The following is a 16580-nucleotide window of genomic DNA, read 5'->3' on the forward strand; positions in this document are numbered from 1 at the left end:
GATAATCCAGTTAGCTCGCAGGTTAATTACCCGCACGGTGGCCATATGAACGAGGACGAATGTAATAGTCAATAAATGGTGCGCACATGTTGGCCAATAATACGGCAAATGCTACGGCATCAGGGTATCCACCATAAGTGCGTATCACAAAAATTAACACGCCAATTATTGCGCCGAACAGTAATCTGCCTTTTGGACTAGTTGCTGCTGTTACAGGATCTGTAGCGATGAAAAATGCGCATAACATTGTGCCACCAGAAAACAAATGCAGAATCGGGCTTGCATGGGTGTCAGGGTTAAGTAAAAACGCAAAACCTGAACAAATAAAAATACTGAGTAATATTGCACTACTGATATGCCAGCGAATGACCTTGAGCTTCAACATCACCAAGCCACCAAGAAGGTAAGCCATGTTTACCCAAAACCAGCCGATACCTGTCATACCGTCAAATACGTTACGCTGCAGACTTTCTGTACTGGTCATTCCCATAGATAAATCTGTTTTAAACGTATCTAATGGCGTGGCCATCGTGTGTCCATCAACAGTGATTTTGAAGTAATCTAGACTCGCTGGGCTGATTTCAAAAATTTGGCTTAAAGCCGCTATTATTCCAACATGGTTGGCAGTCAGTTCTGCAGGTGCTACCCAATTGGTCATTTGCAGTGGAAATGAAACAAGCAGCAATACATAAGCAGCCATTGCTGGGTTGAAAATATTATTGCCCAGTCCGCCATATAGATGTTTAACGATCACAATGGCAAATAAACAGCCAATCACGGTCATCCACCAAGGCGTTAGCGGAGGAATGGCAACAGCAATAAGTAGTGCGGTAACTAGAGCGCTGTTATCTGATAACGCACTTTTTATCGACTTGTTTCTTAATTTCATCACAGCAGCTTCAGCAGATAATGAAACCAATACGGCAATTAATATTTGCACCAAGGTGCCCATGCCAAAAAAGTAAACTTGCGCTGCAATACCTGGAATAAGGCATAGTGCGACTCTTTGCATCACCTTATTGGTTTGCAAATTGGTACTCACATGGGGTGAAGAAGCAATTTTAAATGCCATGTTTATTCCTTTTCACTGCTCTGTTGATTCGCTAATTTTTTCGCTTTAGCTTTGGCTACAGCAGCGGCGATTCTTGCTTTTTTTACCTCAGCAGCCGATTTTATTGGCTCAATTGAGGTTTGTTCTGCTTGGGTGTCGCTAATGTCGGTTTCAACTGCTTTTGCTTCACTTTGCAGTGGTTGAGTTGCGCCTAGTGCGAGCTTTTTCGCTTTTGCTTTAGCGACAGCAGCGGCAATTCTTGCTTTTTTCTCATCTGCAGGTGACAAAGTGGCTGTTTCAGTTACCGAATCTGATTGTGTTTCAGGCTTAACGGTAACGGGAGTGTCAATTACTTGTGTTTGAGCAAGGTGTTCATTATCTTGCTGCGGTTGACCAGCACTTTGACCAGCGCTTTGAGCGAGCTTTTTCGCTTTTGCTTTAGCGACAGCTGCGGCAATTTTTGCTTTTTTCTCATCAGCAGGAGATAAAGTGGCTGTTTCAGTTACCGAATCTGATTGTGTTTCAGGCTTAACGTCAACGGGTGTGTCAATTGCTTGTGTTTGAGCAAGGTGTTCATCATCTTGCTGCGGTTGACCAGCACTTTGACCAGCACTTTGACCAGCGCTTTGAGCGAGTTTTTTCGCTTTTGCTTTGGCGACAGCAGCGGCAATTTTTGCTTTTTTCTCATCAGCAGGAGATAACGACGCTTGTACTGACGACTGCTCGTTAACTGAAGACGACTCTATGGTTTGCTGTTTATCTTCTGATTGATTTTCAGCTTGTTTAGCCAGTTTTTTAGCTTTTGCTCGTGCAACTGCAGCAGCTATCTGGGCTTTTTTATCATCAACAGGTACAGATTCATTAGTGTTATCGGGTACTTGCTCAGAAAGCTTATTATCACTCTGTTGCGCACGTTTTTTGGCTTTTGCTCGTGCAACTGCCGCAGCTATTTGTGCTTTCTTGTCATCAACAGGTGAAGCCTGTTCTGTTGTTTGATCTAACTGTGCTGATGGGTCCTGATCTGATGCTTGATTTTCTGCCTGTTGCGCGAGCTTTTTCGCTTTAGCACGTGCAATGGCTGCGCTAACTGCTGATGACTTATCTGTGGAAGCGGCAGGTTTACTATCAGCTTGAGTGTTTTGTTCTGCCATTTTCTTTTTCGCAGCTACTCTAGCCATTGCTTCAGCAACCGCGTTTTTCTTATCACTATTTTCCATCGCAGCTTTACGTTTTTCTGCGGCTAAGCGTGACTTTTCTTCCCGTGCACGTTTTTCATCTTCTAAACGCTGCAGTCTTGCCTCAAATCGGACTTTTGCTTGTTCTGCTTGTCTTTTTTCTTCTGCTTCGTTTTTAAGAGCAGATTTTGCAATACGATAATATTCAACTAAGGGGATATCGCTTGGACAAACGTAACTGCAACAGCCGCATTCGATACAGTCTTTTAAATTAAAGCTGGCTGCTTTGTCATACTCTTCTGCTTTTGCATGCCAAAATAATTGCTGAGGCAATAATAGTGCAGGGCATGCAATCGCGCATTCTCCGCAGCGTATACACGCTTTTTCTTCAGCATCAGGCGCTATTTCATTTTGACTTGGGGTCAATATACAGTTGGTGCCTTTTAGCACTGGTACATCAAAATCTGGTAGCGCGTAACCCATCATTGGGCCACCAATAATCACTTTTTGTAAAGGTGCCTCATCAAAACCAACTTGTTCAAGTATATCTTTAACACTTGAACCTATGGGTAACCAGTAGTTACCTGGTGTTGAGACTTGTTCACCAGTTAAAGTCACTAGGCGCTCAATTAACGGTTTCCCATGTAGCACGGCATCTTGAATAGCGAAAGCCGTACCGACGTTATGAACAACAATGCCTTGCTGAGCAGGAATGCTGCCAGTTGGTACTTCACGGCCAGTAATGATTTGTATAAGCTGTTTTTCGCCACCAGAAGGATACTTAGTAGGGATGACTGTCACTTTGACAATCCCTTGTAATTCAGTAGCGTTATCAAGTGCACTACGCATTGCAGTGACAGCTTCTGGTTTATTATCTTCAATAGCAATAATAATGCGCTGAGGAGAGAGCAAAGTATTAATGATGTTAATGCCTGAGAAGATCTCGGTAGCGTTTTCACGCATAATTACATCATCTGAGGTAATGTAAGGTTCGCATTCCACACCATTAATGATAACTAAATCGATTTCACTGGCTGGGTTTAATTTTATATGGCTAGGAAAACTTGCTCCCCCCATACCCGCTATGCCAGCTTGCTTGATTTTATCTAGAATTTGTTGATTAGATAAGGTTGCTAATTCACTGCTCTGATAATCAATGCTGTCGTCTTTACCATCGGCTTGTATCACACATGTCAATACGGGTAAGCCTGATGCATGATTACTTGGCTTTAACGCAATATCAGCAATAATGCCTGATGTTGGCGCATGCACTGGTAAGTACATAAAGCCTTCACCTTCAGTCAGCATTTGGCCTTTTAATACTTTGTCGCCAACCTTTACTTGTAAGCGTGCGCTGTCACCCACTTGCGGGACAGGTACAGAATAATAACGCGATAACGGTAGTCGAGCGCTACTAACTTGATTGGAAACGCTTTTTAATTGTGGTGGATGGATCCCGCCTGGAGAGTGCCATAACGTCCCTTTATCAATTTGTTCTAATAAAGTTAGCACTGAGATTCCTCTTTTACTTCACGGTTAGGCGATTGAACACCTTCTACAATGGTTACTGGGATACGGCTTAACTTCCAATCCCAATTTTTAAGGTTTTGTTCAACAGGTATCATGTCAATGCAATCTACCGGGCAGGGCTCGACACACAAATCACAGCCTGTACAGTCTTTAGCGATAACGGTATGCATTAACTTACCAGCGCCTAATATGGCATCCACTGGACAGGCTTGAATACACTTAGTGCAACCAATACATTCGTCTTCGCGAATAAAGGCGACCTTTTTAATATTTTCTTGAGCGACTTCATTTAACGGCTCAGGATCAACGCCCATCAAACTGGCAATTTTTTCCATTGTCGCAGTGCCGCCTGGTGGGCATTTATTGACATTATCACCATTGGCAATTGCTTCTGCGTATGGGCGACAGCCAGGGTAGCCACATTGGCCACATTGTGTTTGCGGTAGCAGCGCTTCAACTTGTTCAACAATGGGGTTGCCTTCAACTTTAAACTTGATGGAGGCGTAACCTAAAATGAGTCCGAATATGAGTGCTAATACGGTGAGCACGATAACTGCGATTACAATACTAGACATGATTATTTAACCAGCCCCGCAAATCCCATGAAGGCAAGAGACATTAAACCCGCTGTGATCATGGCGATAGCGCCGCCTTTGAAAGGTAGAGGGACATCTGCTGCAGCAAGACGTTCTCTCATGGCTGAAAATAAAACAAGCACTAATGAAAAACCAATAGCGGCGCCAAAGCCATAAACTGCAGATTGAATAAAGTTATGATCTTCATTGACGTTCAATAGGGCAACACCTAATACAGCACAATTGGTTGTGATAAGTGGCAGGTAAATACCTAAAGCTCGATGTAATGATGCACTGGTTTTTTGAACCATCATCTCAGTAAACTGCACGACGACAGCAATAACCAAGATAAAGCTCATGGTTCTTAGATAGTTGAGGTCGAAAGGCTTTAATAAGAACTCATTGGTTAAAAAGCTGAGAATACTAGCTAGGGTCAACACAAACGTTGTCGCCATGGACATACCAATGGCTGAGGCGAGCTTGCTTGATACTCCCATAAAAGGGCACAAACCAAGGAATTTTACTAACACAAAGTTATTGACTAACACGGTGCCAATTAACAGTAAGAGATAGTCTGTCATTACTACACTTTTTAATTCAGATATTAGTTGTATTATCTAAGGTTTAGGCTTGAGAAACAACGGATAAAAAAAAGGGTTATGTAAATATTAACCCTAATTTGTAAGATTGGACTGACATTGGTCGATTATTTATCTGTTTTAGCGATAATTTCTGGCCTAGCAATATAATAACCTTGTAATCCGTCGACTAACATTTTTTCTAATGTGAGTTTCTCATCTTGTTTTTCAACGCCTGTGGCTATGACTTTAATCCCAATTCTGCGTGAAATATCAACGATCATTCTGACAAAGAATTTGTTGTTATTATCTTGATCAATGTTTTCGCTGTAACTGCTGTCTAATTTAATGACATCTGGTTTTACTTCGCGGAAAAATTTAAACGAAGAAAAGCCTAATCCGAAATGTTGAATGGCCACTTTTGCGCCCACTTTATGCATTTCGTTGACGAAACGGCGACTGGCAGTGACATTTTTTTGCATGCCAGATTCATTAAGCTCAAATACGATTCTTGCTGAGGTAGAGCGGTGACTCGACAATATATCGCGTAACCATGACACAAACACTTCCTGTAAGGCTGATGAGGCACTGATGTTAATACCGAAGTTACCCGTTAGGCTTGGGTTTGAATTTAATAGTTGTAGCGTGTGCACCACAATCATTTTATCTAAATCCACATTTAGCCCATGACGTTCTGACATGGCAATGACACTGGCTGTGGGCAAGTTTGAACCTTCACTATTATAAAAACGGGCAAATAACTCTCGATAAACATCCACTTGATTGTTACAAGGTAAAATAGGCTGCTGGAAAAACTTGATGCCCTTACGATTAATTAATTCATTAATGGTTACTTTCCAGTGATCGTCGCCCAATTGCTGATTACCAGAAAACTTCTCGAGTATATGGTAACGATTAGGCCCTGATGTTTGAGCAATGCTGACTGCTGTATCTGCAAGTGTCAGCAGGGCATGAGAGTCACAGTTTTGTTCAAACGGCACCATTCCGCTATGGGCGATGCTATCGGTATCAACCGTTTGAGCATATTCATCCAGGTAACGTTTTAAACTGACTAAAAACTGTTCACCTTCTTTGACGGTAATATCGTTGATAAATAGCGCAAAATCACTGCTCGATACTCGATAATATTCATTGACCCCAGTTTTGGCTGCTGCTTGTCGTATGCACGTGGCAATTTTACTTAGATAATCATCGCCAGCTTCACGGCCATGAAGTTGATTAATACTTGATAATTCGGCGGCTTTAATAATGCAAAGCACTCCAAATTGTTGTTTATCTGAATCAGTAATCGTTTTTAAATAATCATTAAATCGACGACGAGTAGAGAAGCCAGTTACAGGATCTTGATAAGCGGCTTTGGTTAATAAGTCGTTTTCTTTATGGAAGTTACCAATACTGGTTTTTAGTTCAATTCGGCTTTTCTCAAGAGCAACGCCAATGGGTTTTAATGAACCACGTAAGCGTGAGGTCTCAACAGCCTGAAAAGACAGGTTGGGGATATTATCTACGTAATCACAAATGTATTTTATGCCACGGCGATGAATGGCCATAAGTATTGCAAAGCTAATCATTATCAACAAGTAAGCAACAATTGTTAAGGTTGCTGCTTTTTCAAGGTTGACAAAACTTGCAGAAATCACCGAACTTGTACTCAGTCTGACTTGTAGTCGGCCTTGTGAGAATGCTTTTGTATGGCCAAGCTCAATTTTAAAAATGGTATCTTCAAAATTGCCTTCAGTTTTAGCGAGTAAACCAAACGTGAAGTTCTTATCACTGTCACTTTCATGTATGTATTGAAAGAATTGAAAAGTAAACTGTTGAGAAAGTAATTCATATAGTGATTTGCCGTCACCTGTCCAATCAGACATTTGATTAACATATTCAGCGTACTTTTCAGTCGCTATAGAACCTTGGCGCTGCATTTCTTTATTTTCTAGATCGTAAATCCGATAAAGTAATAATCCGAAAATGACAAATAAAACTAATTGGAAAGATTTTGATAAACCCATGAATAGTCCATTTCCTATAATACACAGTTGTCTTCATTCAATTTTGGTATAGCGGAAAAATAAAAAGCTACAACAAATAAAGGAGTTAACGAATAGAATTGTAGTGTAATTTACAAAAAAATATAAGGGAATTAAAAAAAGATAGTAATAGGAGGAAGGTAGTAATTTTAACGATTGAATTCTTCTTGGCTCCCCAGACTGGACTCGAACCAGTGACATACGGATTAACAGTCCGCCGTTCTACCAACTGAACTACAGGGGAATTGAAGAATATATAAGAATTGGCTCCCCAGACTGGACTCGAACCAGTGACATACGGATTAACAGTCCGCCGTTCTACCAACTGAACTACAGGGGAATCGCTATTTCTTAATTGTGTTTTAATTGGCTCCCCAGACTGGACTCGAACCAGTGACATACGGATTAACAGTCCGCCGTTCTACCAACTGAACTACAGGGGAATCGATTAAAACTAAGATAAAATTGGCTCCCCAGACTGGACTCGAACCAGTGACATACGGATTAACAGTCCGCCGTTCTACCAACTGAACTACAGGGGAATCGCATTTTATCTTTATTTTCAACAAACTAAACTAAATTGGCTCCCCAGACTGGACTCGAACCAGTGACATACGGATTAACAGTCCGCCGTTCTACCAACTGAACTACAGGGGAATCGTTTTTAGCAATGTATTGCTGAGAACGGAGCGCATAGTAAAACGCCCTGATCAATGAGTCAACTCGAGATATAAAAAAAAGTGAAAAATTGATGTTAACTGCTCATCTAATACCCATCGTGGCTTATAAATGCCCATAATGGCTATTTTTTACTAATCAATTTGAAAAGTAACACTTTTACTCAACGGCAATGAATCTTGTCATTTAACTCATCATCTCCACTTTAATCGGTTAATTCAAGTATCAACCACACCAAAATAAGGTTTTAACTGCTGTCAGCGCCGATTTTCGGTTGTCTTTTTGCTTTTTAGGATTGATTCAAGACGAGTATGTTATGTCGTTTAGCGATTTGGACTGCCACTAAGCTTGTTTTGAACTAAGCATGAAGCATTAAATATTGAGTTAATGAACAAACAATGCACGTTAATTAATGTACAGCTGATAACCTTTAGCGAACAGCGCATAGAGTGTAAGGCGCATAGCGGCAAATGAACAGCAGATGAAGATAAGGTTCAATAGAACCGATCAAGTAATGAGAAATCTTTAGTCAATAAAGAGGCGGCAGAAATGACAAACCGACGTTATTACCTATATAGGTAGAAGGTTCGCGTTAGCTATAAAAGCACTTAATATAAAAGCAATTTGTACAAAACATTTTGTGTAGAGCGCTAAAGAAGGGCGCTAAAGAAGACCGCTAAAAGAAAAGCACTATAGAAGAGCGCTTGCAAGCGTGTGCTAGAAGCATGCTGAGTATCGAGCATTTTAACATGGGTAATTATCATTAGTTAATACTACTAGGTAATTAACAATATCGCTTTGAGTAAAGTAGCGTTAGAGCATCATCCTATAGAACTGCTTTCTATTGAGCTGCGGGAGTATTCAAAAAATACCGTCGTTTTTGATACTAAGCATTAAACCTGTTCTGCAGCCTTTACTCAAAAGCATCAAGAAATGTGCTGTAAATGGCATTGTATTATTGAACCTAAACCATAGGTTTTCATCAAACCATTGTACGAGTCTTGTATGCGCTAAAATAGGGCACTAATTTAATCAACTTACAAATGTAATTTTATTTCATGTTGCTTTTCTTACGGTTTTATTAATTTCTGTTTACGTCGATAGCCCACGATTAATGGGTTTGAAGCACTTATCCACTAAATCTGTGGATAAGCCTGTGAGTTACTCCTTAAATATGCTCTGTAACCCTTATTTTTATTGAAACAGACTTAAATTTGGCTGATATTCAACAAGATTATTTTTTATATATTTTTCAGCATGTTGAAAAAAGCAATAACTATTTTTTAGCACCTGTTATTTAGGGATGGGTAAAGTATTCAGTTATTGCACCAGATTGTGTATTAAATTGCCTAATAAACGGGGTTTTTGGCGGTTTTACGTACAAATGACATAGTGTGTAACTGTTGTAGCATTATTTCATCTTTCTTTCTTTATATTGTAATAATCTCTTGATAAGGAAGTGGGGTGCTCTATCCGTTAGCGACTTGATTAAAGTTTATAAGGGGTGGGTATTTACGCTCCTAACCCATCACTTTAGCTCATCAATTGAATACACTTTGTTTTTTGTTTTGGGAAATTCAATCGAACGGTTAGCTAAATTTATCGGGTTCAGTATAAAATAGCATGACGTTATATAAAGGGTATTTGCTTTGACTGACACAGTATTCAACCTCGTTTCAGATTATTCCCCCGCGGGTGATCAACCGACTGCGATTAAACAACTTGTTGATGGCTTAGAAGCGGGAGTGGCTAAACAAACGCTGCTTGGGGTAACGGGGTCTGGTAAAACCTTTACGGTTGCTAACTTAATTCAAACCTTAGGCCGCCCAACGATTATCATGGCGCCTAATAAAACCTTAGCTGCACAATTATATGGAGAAATGAAAGAGTTTTTCCCACATAACGCGGTTGAGTATTTCGTTTCATATTATGACTATTATCAGCCTGAAGCTTATGTGCCTGCTTCCAATACCTTTATCGAAAAAGATGCTTCTGTAAACGCCCATATTGAACAAATGCGTTTGTCTGCAACTAAGGCCTTGTTAGAGCGCAAAGATGTAGTATTGATTGCTTCAGTTTCTGCCATTTACGGTCTAGGTGATCCTGAACTTTATATGAAGATGTTATTGCATCTTCGTCAAGGCGACTTTATGGGGCAACGTGACATCATTACCCGCCTTGGTGAGTTGCAATATACTCGCAACGACATAGATTTGCAGCGTGGTACTTTCCGTGTTCGTGGTGAAGTAATCGATATTTTCCCTGCAGAGTCAGAAAGAGATGCTGTCAGAGTTGAATTGTTTGATGACGAAATTGAACAGTTAAGTGAGTTTGACCCGTTAACAGGTCAAGTCACTCGAAGATTAGCGCGCACCACGGTATATCCTAAAAGCCATTATGTGACGCCAAGAGAAAAAATCATCGAAGCGACAGAGCATATTAAAGAAGAATTAAGAGAGCGACGTCAGGAATTATTGGATAACAATAAGCTGATTGAAGCGCAGCGTATCTCTGAGCGAGTACAATATGATATCGAGATGATGGTTGAGCTTGGGTATTGCTCAGGTATCGAAAATTACTCTCGCTATCTTTCTGGTAGAGCTGAGGGGGACGGGCCGCCAACCTTGCTTGATTACTTGCCTGCCAATGGGTTATTAATTATTGATGAGTCACATGTTACCGTACCGCAAATAGGAGCCATGTATAAAGGTGATCGTAGCCGTAAAACGACGCTTGTAGAATATGGTTTTCGTTTACCCTCTGCATTAGATAACAGACCATTAAAGTTTGAAGAATTTGAGCAATTAATGCCACAAACGGTATTTGTGTCGGCAACCCCAAGTGATTACGAACTTGACCAAAGCGACGGCGAAGTCGCAGAGCAAGTCGTACGACCTACAGGATTACTTGACCCTGAAATTGAAATTCGTCCAGTGGCGATACAAGTCGATGATTTATTATCTGAAATTCCTAAGCGGGTCGCTGCTAATGAAAGGGTGTTAATCACGACCCTGACAAAACGAATGTCTGAAGATTTAACCGAATACCTTGATGAGCATGGGGTTAAAGTGCGCTACTTGCACTCAGATATTGATACTGTAGAGCGGGTGGAAGTGATACGAGATTTACGACTCGGTCATTTTGATGTGCTGGTAGGGATTAACTTACTTCGTGAAGGATTAGACATGCCAGAAGTCTCACTGGTGTGTATTTTAGATGCGGATAAAGAAGGTTTTTTACGCTCAGAACGTTCACTAATTCAAACCATTGGCCGCGCTGCACGAAACGTTAACGGCAAAGTTATCTTGTATGCCGATACGGTGACTAAATCAATGGAAAAAGCGATCGGTGAAACTGAAAGGCGTCGTGAGAAACAGCACGCTCATAATGTTAAATTGGGACAAACGCCAAAAGGTGTGACTAAAAAGATCACTGATGTGATGGATTTAGGCGATCCACATCGGGGTAACAGCAAACATAAATATACTGCATTTGGTAAAGTTGCAGAGTCTGAGCCTCAATACGATACCGCTACCAGTAAAGTACAAAGCGTTGCTGAGCTATCACAGCAAATCGACGAGCTTGAAAAACAAATGCATCAACATGCAAGGGATCTTGAATTTGAACAAGCAGCGGCGCTCAGAGATCAAGTTAAGCAGTTAAGAGAGCAAATCATCTTAAACAGTTAACAAGGTTTGATCACATCGCTTTAGTATGAAACAAGCTCAGCTTTTGCTGAGCTTGTTTGTTTGTGGCTTATGTAAACGGGGCAAGACAAAAATAATTGATATTTAACTAAAAATTATTTTGATGAAAAACTCAACTCATCGAAACAATAACCCGCCGATTTGCCATTTTACGCATTCATTTTGTTAAAAATATCTAACTTTTGGTGTAAATAGTGACATGAAACAAGATTGTTCTGGTCATTTCTCAGCAAAAGATCACCTTATAACGTAAAATATAAATACAATTTTCGAATGAAAATTTCTTCTAATTGAGGATCAATGAAAAAGAATAAAGATAAGTACAGTATAGATAATACCGATTACACAGTCGGTCAGGATAATATTCAAAAATGGGGCTTTGATGTCCACAACCCTGTTTTTGGGATCAGCGCTTCTCTCATCGGCATATTCATCATTGCCTTACTCGTTTTAGACCCTGCCACCTCCAAAGCCGTACTTGATGGAATTAAATGGAAAATCATCGGTGCATTTGACGGCTTGTTTATGTGGTCTGCCAACATTTTTGTTTTGTTCTGCCTGCTAATGATTATTTCTCCTTTTGGTAAAGTGCGTTTAGGAGGAGAAGAGGCGAAAACTGACTATTCAAGATTATCATGGGTGGCAATGTTATTTGCTGCCGGTATGGGAATTGGCTTGATGTTTTGGGCGGTTGCAGAGCCTGTTGCTTACTTCACAGGCTGGTATGAAACCCCGCTAGGCGTTGAAGCGAATACGCCTGAAGCAGCCAAATTAGCAATGGGCGCGACCATGTTCCATTGGGGACTGCATCCTTGGGCTATCTACGGTGTGGTGTCATTATCGCTAGCATTTTTTGCTTACAATAAAGGCTTACCTTTATCAATGAGATCGGTTTTCTATCCTATTTTAGGTGATAGAACCTGGGGCTGGCCTGGTCATATCGTGGATATTCTTGCGGTATTAGCCACTTTATTTGGACTTGCTACTTCACTGGGCTTAGGTGCTCAACAAGCGGCAAGTGGTTTTCATCATATCTTTGGCATTGCTAACGGGTTAACGCTACAAATTACCATTATTTTTGCCGTCACCTTAGTAGCCGTTGTGTCAGTGATGAGGGGGATTGATGGTGGTGTTAAGGTCATTAGTAACATTAATATGTTAATGGCGTTAGCCTTATTGGTGTTTGTCGCATTAGTGACGTTTGCGGTTTCAATGGGCACCATCCCGACAACGGTCATGGGTTATATCGAAAATATCATTCCCCTCAGTAATCCTATTGGACGAGAAGATGAAGCTTGGATGCACGGTTGGACTGTTTTCTACTGGGCTTGGTGGATATCTTGGTCCCCATTTGTGGGCATGTTTATCGCACGTATTTCACGCGGTAGAACCATTCGTGAGTTTATGACTGCGGTGTTAATCGCTCCAACAGCTGTTACCATCATATGGATGTCAGTATTTGGCGGTGTGGGCATTGACCAAGTGGTCAATGGCGTAGGGGCATTAGGTGAAAAGGGCTTAACTGAAGTGCCATTAGCCATGTTCCAGGTATTTGATGAGTTGCCTATTGGTAACATCATTTCGCTATTAGCAGTGGTGCTTGTTTTGGTGTTCTTTGTTACCTCTTCAGATTCAGGTTCACTGGTAATTGATAGTATTACCTCGGGCGGTAAAGTTGATGCGCCAGCACCACAACGTGTTTTCTGGGCACTGGTTGAGGGGGCAATTGCTGCAGCACTTGTTTGGGTCGGCGGCACAGAAGCTATCGAAGCACTGCAAGCTGGCGCCATATCCACCGCATTACCTTTTACCATCATTTTACTGGTGATGTGTGTGAGTTTAATCATGGGGCTTAGAACCGAGAAGCGCTAATTAAGGATTCGCTGTGCTAGCAATACTAATGTGTGCTAACGCCAGTAATGTTCATTAACGCTAGTAATGTTCGCTAACGCTAATAATCCAAACAATAGAAAAAGCCGATGAGTGTGTTGCACTCATCGGCTTTTCATTTGTGGTTTGTGAATAACAGCTTAAACACAATAAGGTTACTGGGTGAGCCAGTTAAACAAACAAAATTAGAGCCATAACTTTTTAATCGGTGTTTCGGGGCTGAAATGATGCCTAATTTGCGCTTGTAATAATTCAGCAGTAGCAATCGCATCGGTGAGTGCATCATGGGGTGGGTAAGTTGGTAAATTATAGCGTGTGCGGCTATTGGCTAAACGAATAGAGTGAGGTTTAGGTTTAATAATCCAATCAAGAAACTGCTTAGGTCTAGCTTGATAAATATCAGCTTCAATTTGCATCGTATCAATCACAGGAAACACTATGCCTTCGTTAATTAAACTGCGAAGTGCAGCATCAAAGAAATCGCGTTCAATACGGCGGTAATGCACTACTACAATCTTGCCTGCTAATTGATCTAATAGCTGTTCGAGTATTCTTAATAAATCTGGCGCACCTTTTAAATCTGAGTGGGTTATGCCGTGAATGATAATTGAATCTTCTTGTAGTTTATCTTCTGGATTAATAAACCAATGCTTAGCTTGTCGACATGCGATTCGGTTTAGGGTAAATGGAACGAGCCCAATGCTAATAATGCTATTTTGCTGGGCATCTAATCCTGTTGTTTCAAAATCTAATGCCACGAACTCAATATCTTTTAACTGAGTCTCACCATGGTAGGTGTTAGCTTCGTAAAAGTGAGTTAAGCGGGCATCTTTACTTTTTAAGGCTTTGTTTTGTAAAAAAACCTTCCAGTTAAGCACTTCTTGATTCGCAAAATTTCGCATAATTACCCTTGCATGCTATTAGCGCTATAACGGAATTTCAAAAAGTTTTGCGCGCTACTTAACACCAAAAAAGCATCTTTTAAGTTACGGCGTTCAAAACCAGACATGTTTTCAGGCTCAATATTGTTATCTGGTTCCTGATCTGCCTCAATATCCAGTGCTTGATGACGAATACGCACAAGCGAGATAAGCTCCATTGCATGCTGTAAATCTTTACCTTTGGTTGGCGGTAAAATACCAGCTTCAATAATATCTTCTAATCGATCAAATGAATTTTGAGATTGTGAACCAATTGCTAACGCATGCACACGTATTAAATCAGCCAAGGGTGCTGTGCCGCGGCGTTTTAAATTTATAGAGTTATTATGGCGACCATCTTTTTCCATTACAAAATCTTTGAAAAACCCCAGCGGTGGGGTGCGATTAAGGGCATTTCTCGCTAAACAAGCAAGAAAGCGGTTATTCTTTTTGGCTTTACGTAATATGAACGCATTGAGTTGCTCAGCCCATTTAGGGCGACCATACACCCCGTATAAATCAAAAAATATCGAACAGTTAAGTAACGCTTGTGCATTAGGGTGTTCAATCCAATCAGTAAAGCATTCTTCCCACTCTGTTTGGGTTTTACGGTATTCAGGGTTAGTGGCCATAATATTGCCAGTACAATACGAATATCCGCATGACGCTAATCCATCACATACAAATGTGGCTAAGGATGTAAAGTATTCACCATGAAGCGCTTCTTGATAATCGTTATCTAGAATAATGGCGTTATCTTGGTCTGTTACGATTAACTGCTCGTCACGCGCCATAGAACCTAATGCAAGAAAACAATAGGGAATTGGCGGGGGGCCTAATTTTTCTTCTGCAAGTTCAAGTAACCTTTGTTTAAAGCTCCTGCCAATTTCAGACATAGCGCGACCCACCATGTGGGAGTTTGCATCCTCATTCACCATGCGAACAAAGCAATCTTTAATTTGGCTTGAAAGTACGATCAAATCATCAATACTGTTTTGCTGAAAAATACTGCTAACGATTAACAGGCTGTTTTGTGATTCATAGCGAATGATGTCAGTGACTTCAATTAAACCTATTGGTTGTTTATTCTTGAGGATAGGTAAGTGATGCACGTTATAACGAAGCATCATTAACATGGCTTCAAAAATATAAGCGTTGTGATCAAGTGAGATTAATTCTGTCGACATGATCTCATCGACTTGGGTGTTTACATCTAGCCCTTGAGCGATAACCTTGGCACATAAGTCTCGTTCAGTGATGATGCCGACAAAACTGTTTCCGCCTTCACTTGGCAAGTTAGGATTATGGATCATGGCTGCTGATACATTCTCATCAGACATGATTTTTGCCACTTGCTGAATGCTGGTGGTTGTCGCAAACGTGACGGGCTCACCACTGACTAATGTTTTAACTTTTGAGGTGGTTAGCGAGTTTGCATCGTCGTTATTATCTTCAACTGCTTGCTGTAATCTAATACTGCCTTCAACTTCTACAAAGTCCGCAAAAACGTCATAACGTTCGCAAAATGCTTCAAACAATTTTTCAGGAATACAATACAGTAAGGTGTCTTTAATCGACTTAGCAGGGTAACGGACTTTATTATTGGTCAATAAGCCCATTTGACCGAATAAACCGCCTTGATCTAAACGATTGTATAACTCACCGTTGCGTCGATACACTTCTACAACGCCACTTCGGATCATAAATAAATCGTGTATTTTGTCTGCAAATTCAATGATCATACTATCAGCACGATAGTAAGAAATTTCAACGCTTTGCGAGACTTCTTCTAACGCCTGTTCAGGTAGCTGATCAAAAGGAGGATATTGGCGGATGAAGTTACGAATTTCTAATAGTTCGACTTCCATTATTCGCTCGATATTTTTAAGAATTGATTTTGTTAATACAGTATATGATATCAATGATATATATGCAGCTTAGCTAAGCCTAAATTAAAGGATTCGTTAAGGTTTAATTGATATTTTATTGACAAAGTGGGGCGAAGGTTTGATGTTAACTATCGCTATCATAATGTTTCTTCAAACAGTTAATACGGAGTGATGATGACCAATATTGCTAATACCCCTAAGCCGCCATATTACGCTGTGGTATTTTCATCAACACGTTCCGACGTTGATGAAGGTTACAGTGAAGTTGCGACCCAATTGGTAGCGTTAGCAGCGCAACAACCTGGCTTTTTAGGAATAGAGTCAGCAAGAGAAAATATAGGTATAACGGTGTCTTATTGGAGTGATATTAATGCGATTAAACAATGGAAAGCCAATTCAGAACACATGTTAGCCCAGCAGCATGGCCGAACCAAATGGTATAGTGATTTTAAAGTTCGTATCGCGAAAGTTGAACGGGATTATGGCACGTTATAGTGCGACAAGCCTTACATTGTTAAACGGAATATTGTTTGGCAAAG

At 40.6% G+C, this 16580-nt stretch carries 10 protein-coding genes and 5 tRNA genes; 3 read left to right on the plus strand and 12 right to left on the minus strand.

Annotated features, from left to right (window positions below; translation table 11 throughout):
• Nucleotides 1-22: 22 nt before the first annotated feature.
• The 10 genes from rsxD to SJ2017_RS09635 form a co-directional block, all read right to left on the minus strand.
• A complete protein-coding gene (rsxD, locus tag SJ2017_RS09590) occupies nucleotides 23-1072 on the minus strand; it encodes an electron transport complex subunit RsxD (RefSeq protein WP_080915605.1) in 1050 nt (349 codons plus the stop codon).
• A gap of 2 nt (nucleotides 1073-1074) precedes the next feature.
• Nucleotides 1075-3738, minus strand: coding sequence for an electron transport complex subunit RsxC (gene rsxC, locus SJ2017_RS09595; RefSeq protein WP_080915606.1), 2664 nt, complete (start codon nucleotides 3736-3738; stop codon nucleotides 1075-1077).
• Complete coding sequence (rsxB, locus tag SJ2017_RS09600) at nucleotides 3732-4331, minus strand: electron transport complex subunit RsxB (protein WP_055025920.1); 600 nt, start codon at nucleotides 4329-4331, stop codon at nucleotides 3732-3734. The genes rsxC and rsxB overlap by 7 nt, the downstream gene beginning before the upstream one ends.
• Before the next feature lie 2 nt (nucleotides 4332-4333).
• Nucleotides 4334-4912: an electron transport complex subunit RsxA gene (gene rsxA / locus SJ2017_RS09605; RefSeq protein WP_055025921.1), complete on the minus strand. Its 579-nt coding sequence runs from the start codon at nucleotides 4910-4912 to the stop codon at nucleotides 4334-4336.
• A 125-nt stretch (nucleotides 4913-5037) separates the two neighbouring features.
• Nucleotides 5038-6939: an EAL domain-containing protein gene (locus tag SJ2017_RS09610; protein WP_080915607.1), complete on the minus strand. Its 1902-nt coding sequence runs from the start codon at nucleotides 6937-6939 to the stop codon at nucleotides 5038-5040.
• 186 nt (nucleotides 6940-7125) lie between these two features.
• Nucleotides 7126-7201 (minus strand) — tRNA-Asn (locus tag SJ2017_RS09615).
• Between the two features lie 20 nt (nucleotides 7202-7221).
• A tRNA-Asn gene (locus SJ2017_RS09620) sits at nucleotides 7222-7297 on the minus strand.
• Nucleotides 7298-7324: 27 nt separating this feature from the next.
• Nucleotides 7325-7400 (minus strand) — tRNA-Asn (locus SJ2017_RS09625).
• A gap of 23 nt (nucleotides 7401-7423) precedes the next feature.
• Nucleotides 7424-7499, minus strand: a tRNA-Asn gene (locus tag SJ2017_RS09630).
• A gap of 39 nt (nucleotides 7500-7538) precedes the next feature.
• Nucleotides 7539-7614, minus strand: a tRNA-Asn gene (locus tag SJ2017_RS09635).
• Nucleotides 7615-9284: 1670 nt separating this feature from the next.
• Here SJ2017_RS09635 and uvrB point away from each other — a divergent pair.
• Together uvrB and SJ2017_RS09645 are read left to right on the plus strand one after the other, a co-directional pair.
• Nucleotides 9285-11324 (plus strand): excinuclease ABC subunit UvrB, encoded by a 2040-nt coding sequence (gene uvrB / locus SJ2017_RS09640; protein ID WP_055025923.1) that lies wholly within the window; start codon nucleotides 9285-9287, stop codon nucleotides 11322-11324.
• A 318-nt stretch (nucleotides 11325-11642) separates the two neighbouring features.
• Complete coding sequence (locus SJ2017_RS09645; RefSeq protein WP_080915608.1) at nucleotides 11643-13214, plus strand: BCCT family transporter; 1572 nt, start codon at nucleotides 11643-11645, stop codon at nucleotides 13212-13214.
• Between the two features lie 203 nt (nucleotides 13215-13417).
• Here SJ2017_RS09645 and SJ2017_RS09650 read toward each other — a convergent pair whose 3' ends face one another.
• Together SJ2017_RS09650 and SJ2017_RS09655 are read right to left on the minus strand one after the other, a co-directional pair.
• Nucleotides 13418-14134, minus strand: a complete 717-nt coding sequence (locus tag SJ2017_RS09650; RefSeq protein ID WP_055025925.1) for a 3'-5' exonuclease — start codon at nucleotides 14132-14134, stop codon at nucleotides 13418-13420.
• Between the two features lie 2 nt (nucleotides 14135-14136).
• A complete protein-coding gene (locus tag SJ2017_RS09655; RefSeq protein ID WP_080915609.1) occupies nucleotides 14137-16020 on the minus strand; it encodes a DUF294 nucleotidyltransferase-like domain-containing protein in 1884 nt (627 codons plus the stop codon).
• Between the two features lie 195 nt (nucleotides 16021-16215).
• On the opposite strand from SJ2017_RS09655, the gene SJ2017_RS09660 reads away from it, so the two are divergent.
• Nucleotides 16216-16536 (plus strand): antibiotic biosynthesis monooxygenase family protein, encoded by a 321-nt coding sequence (locus SJ2017_RS09660; RefSeq protein WP_080915610.1) that lies wholly within the window; start codon nucleotides 16216-16218, stop codon nucleotides 16534-16536.
• The last annotated feature ends 44 nt before the right edge of the window (nucleotides 16537-16580 follow it).

This window comes from Shewanella japonica (assembly GCF_002075795.1).
GTDB lineage: Bacteria > Pseudomonadota > Gammaproteobacteria > Enterobacterales > Shewanellaceae > Shewanella > Shewanella japonica.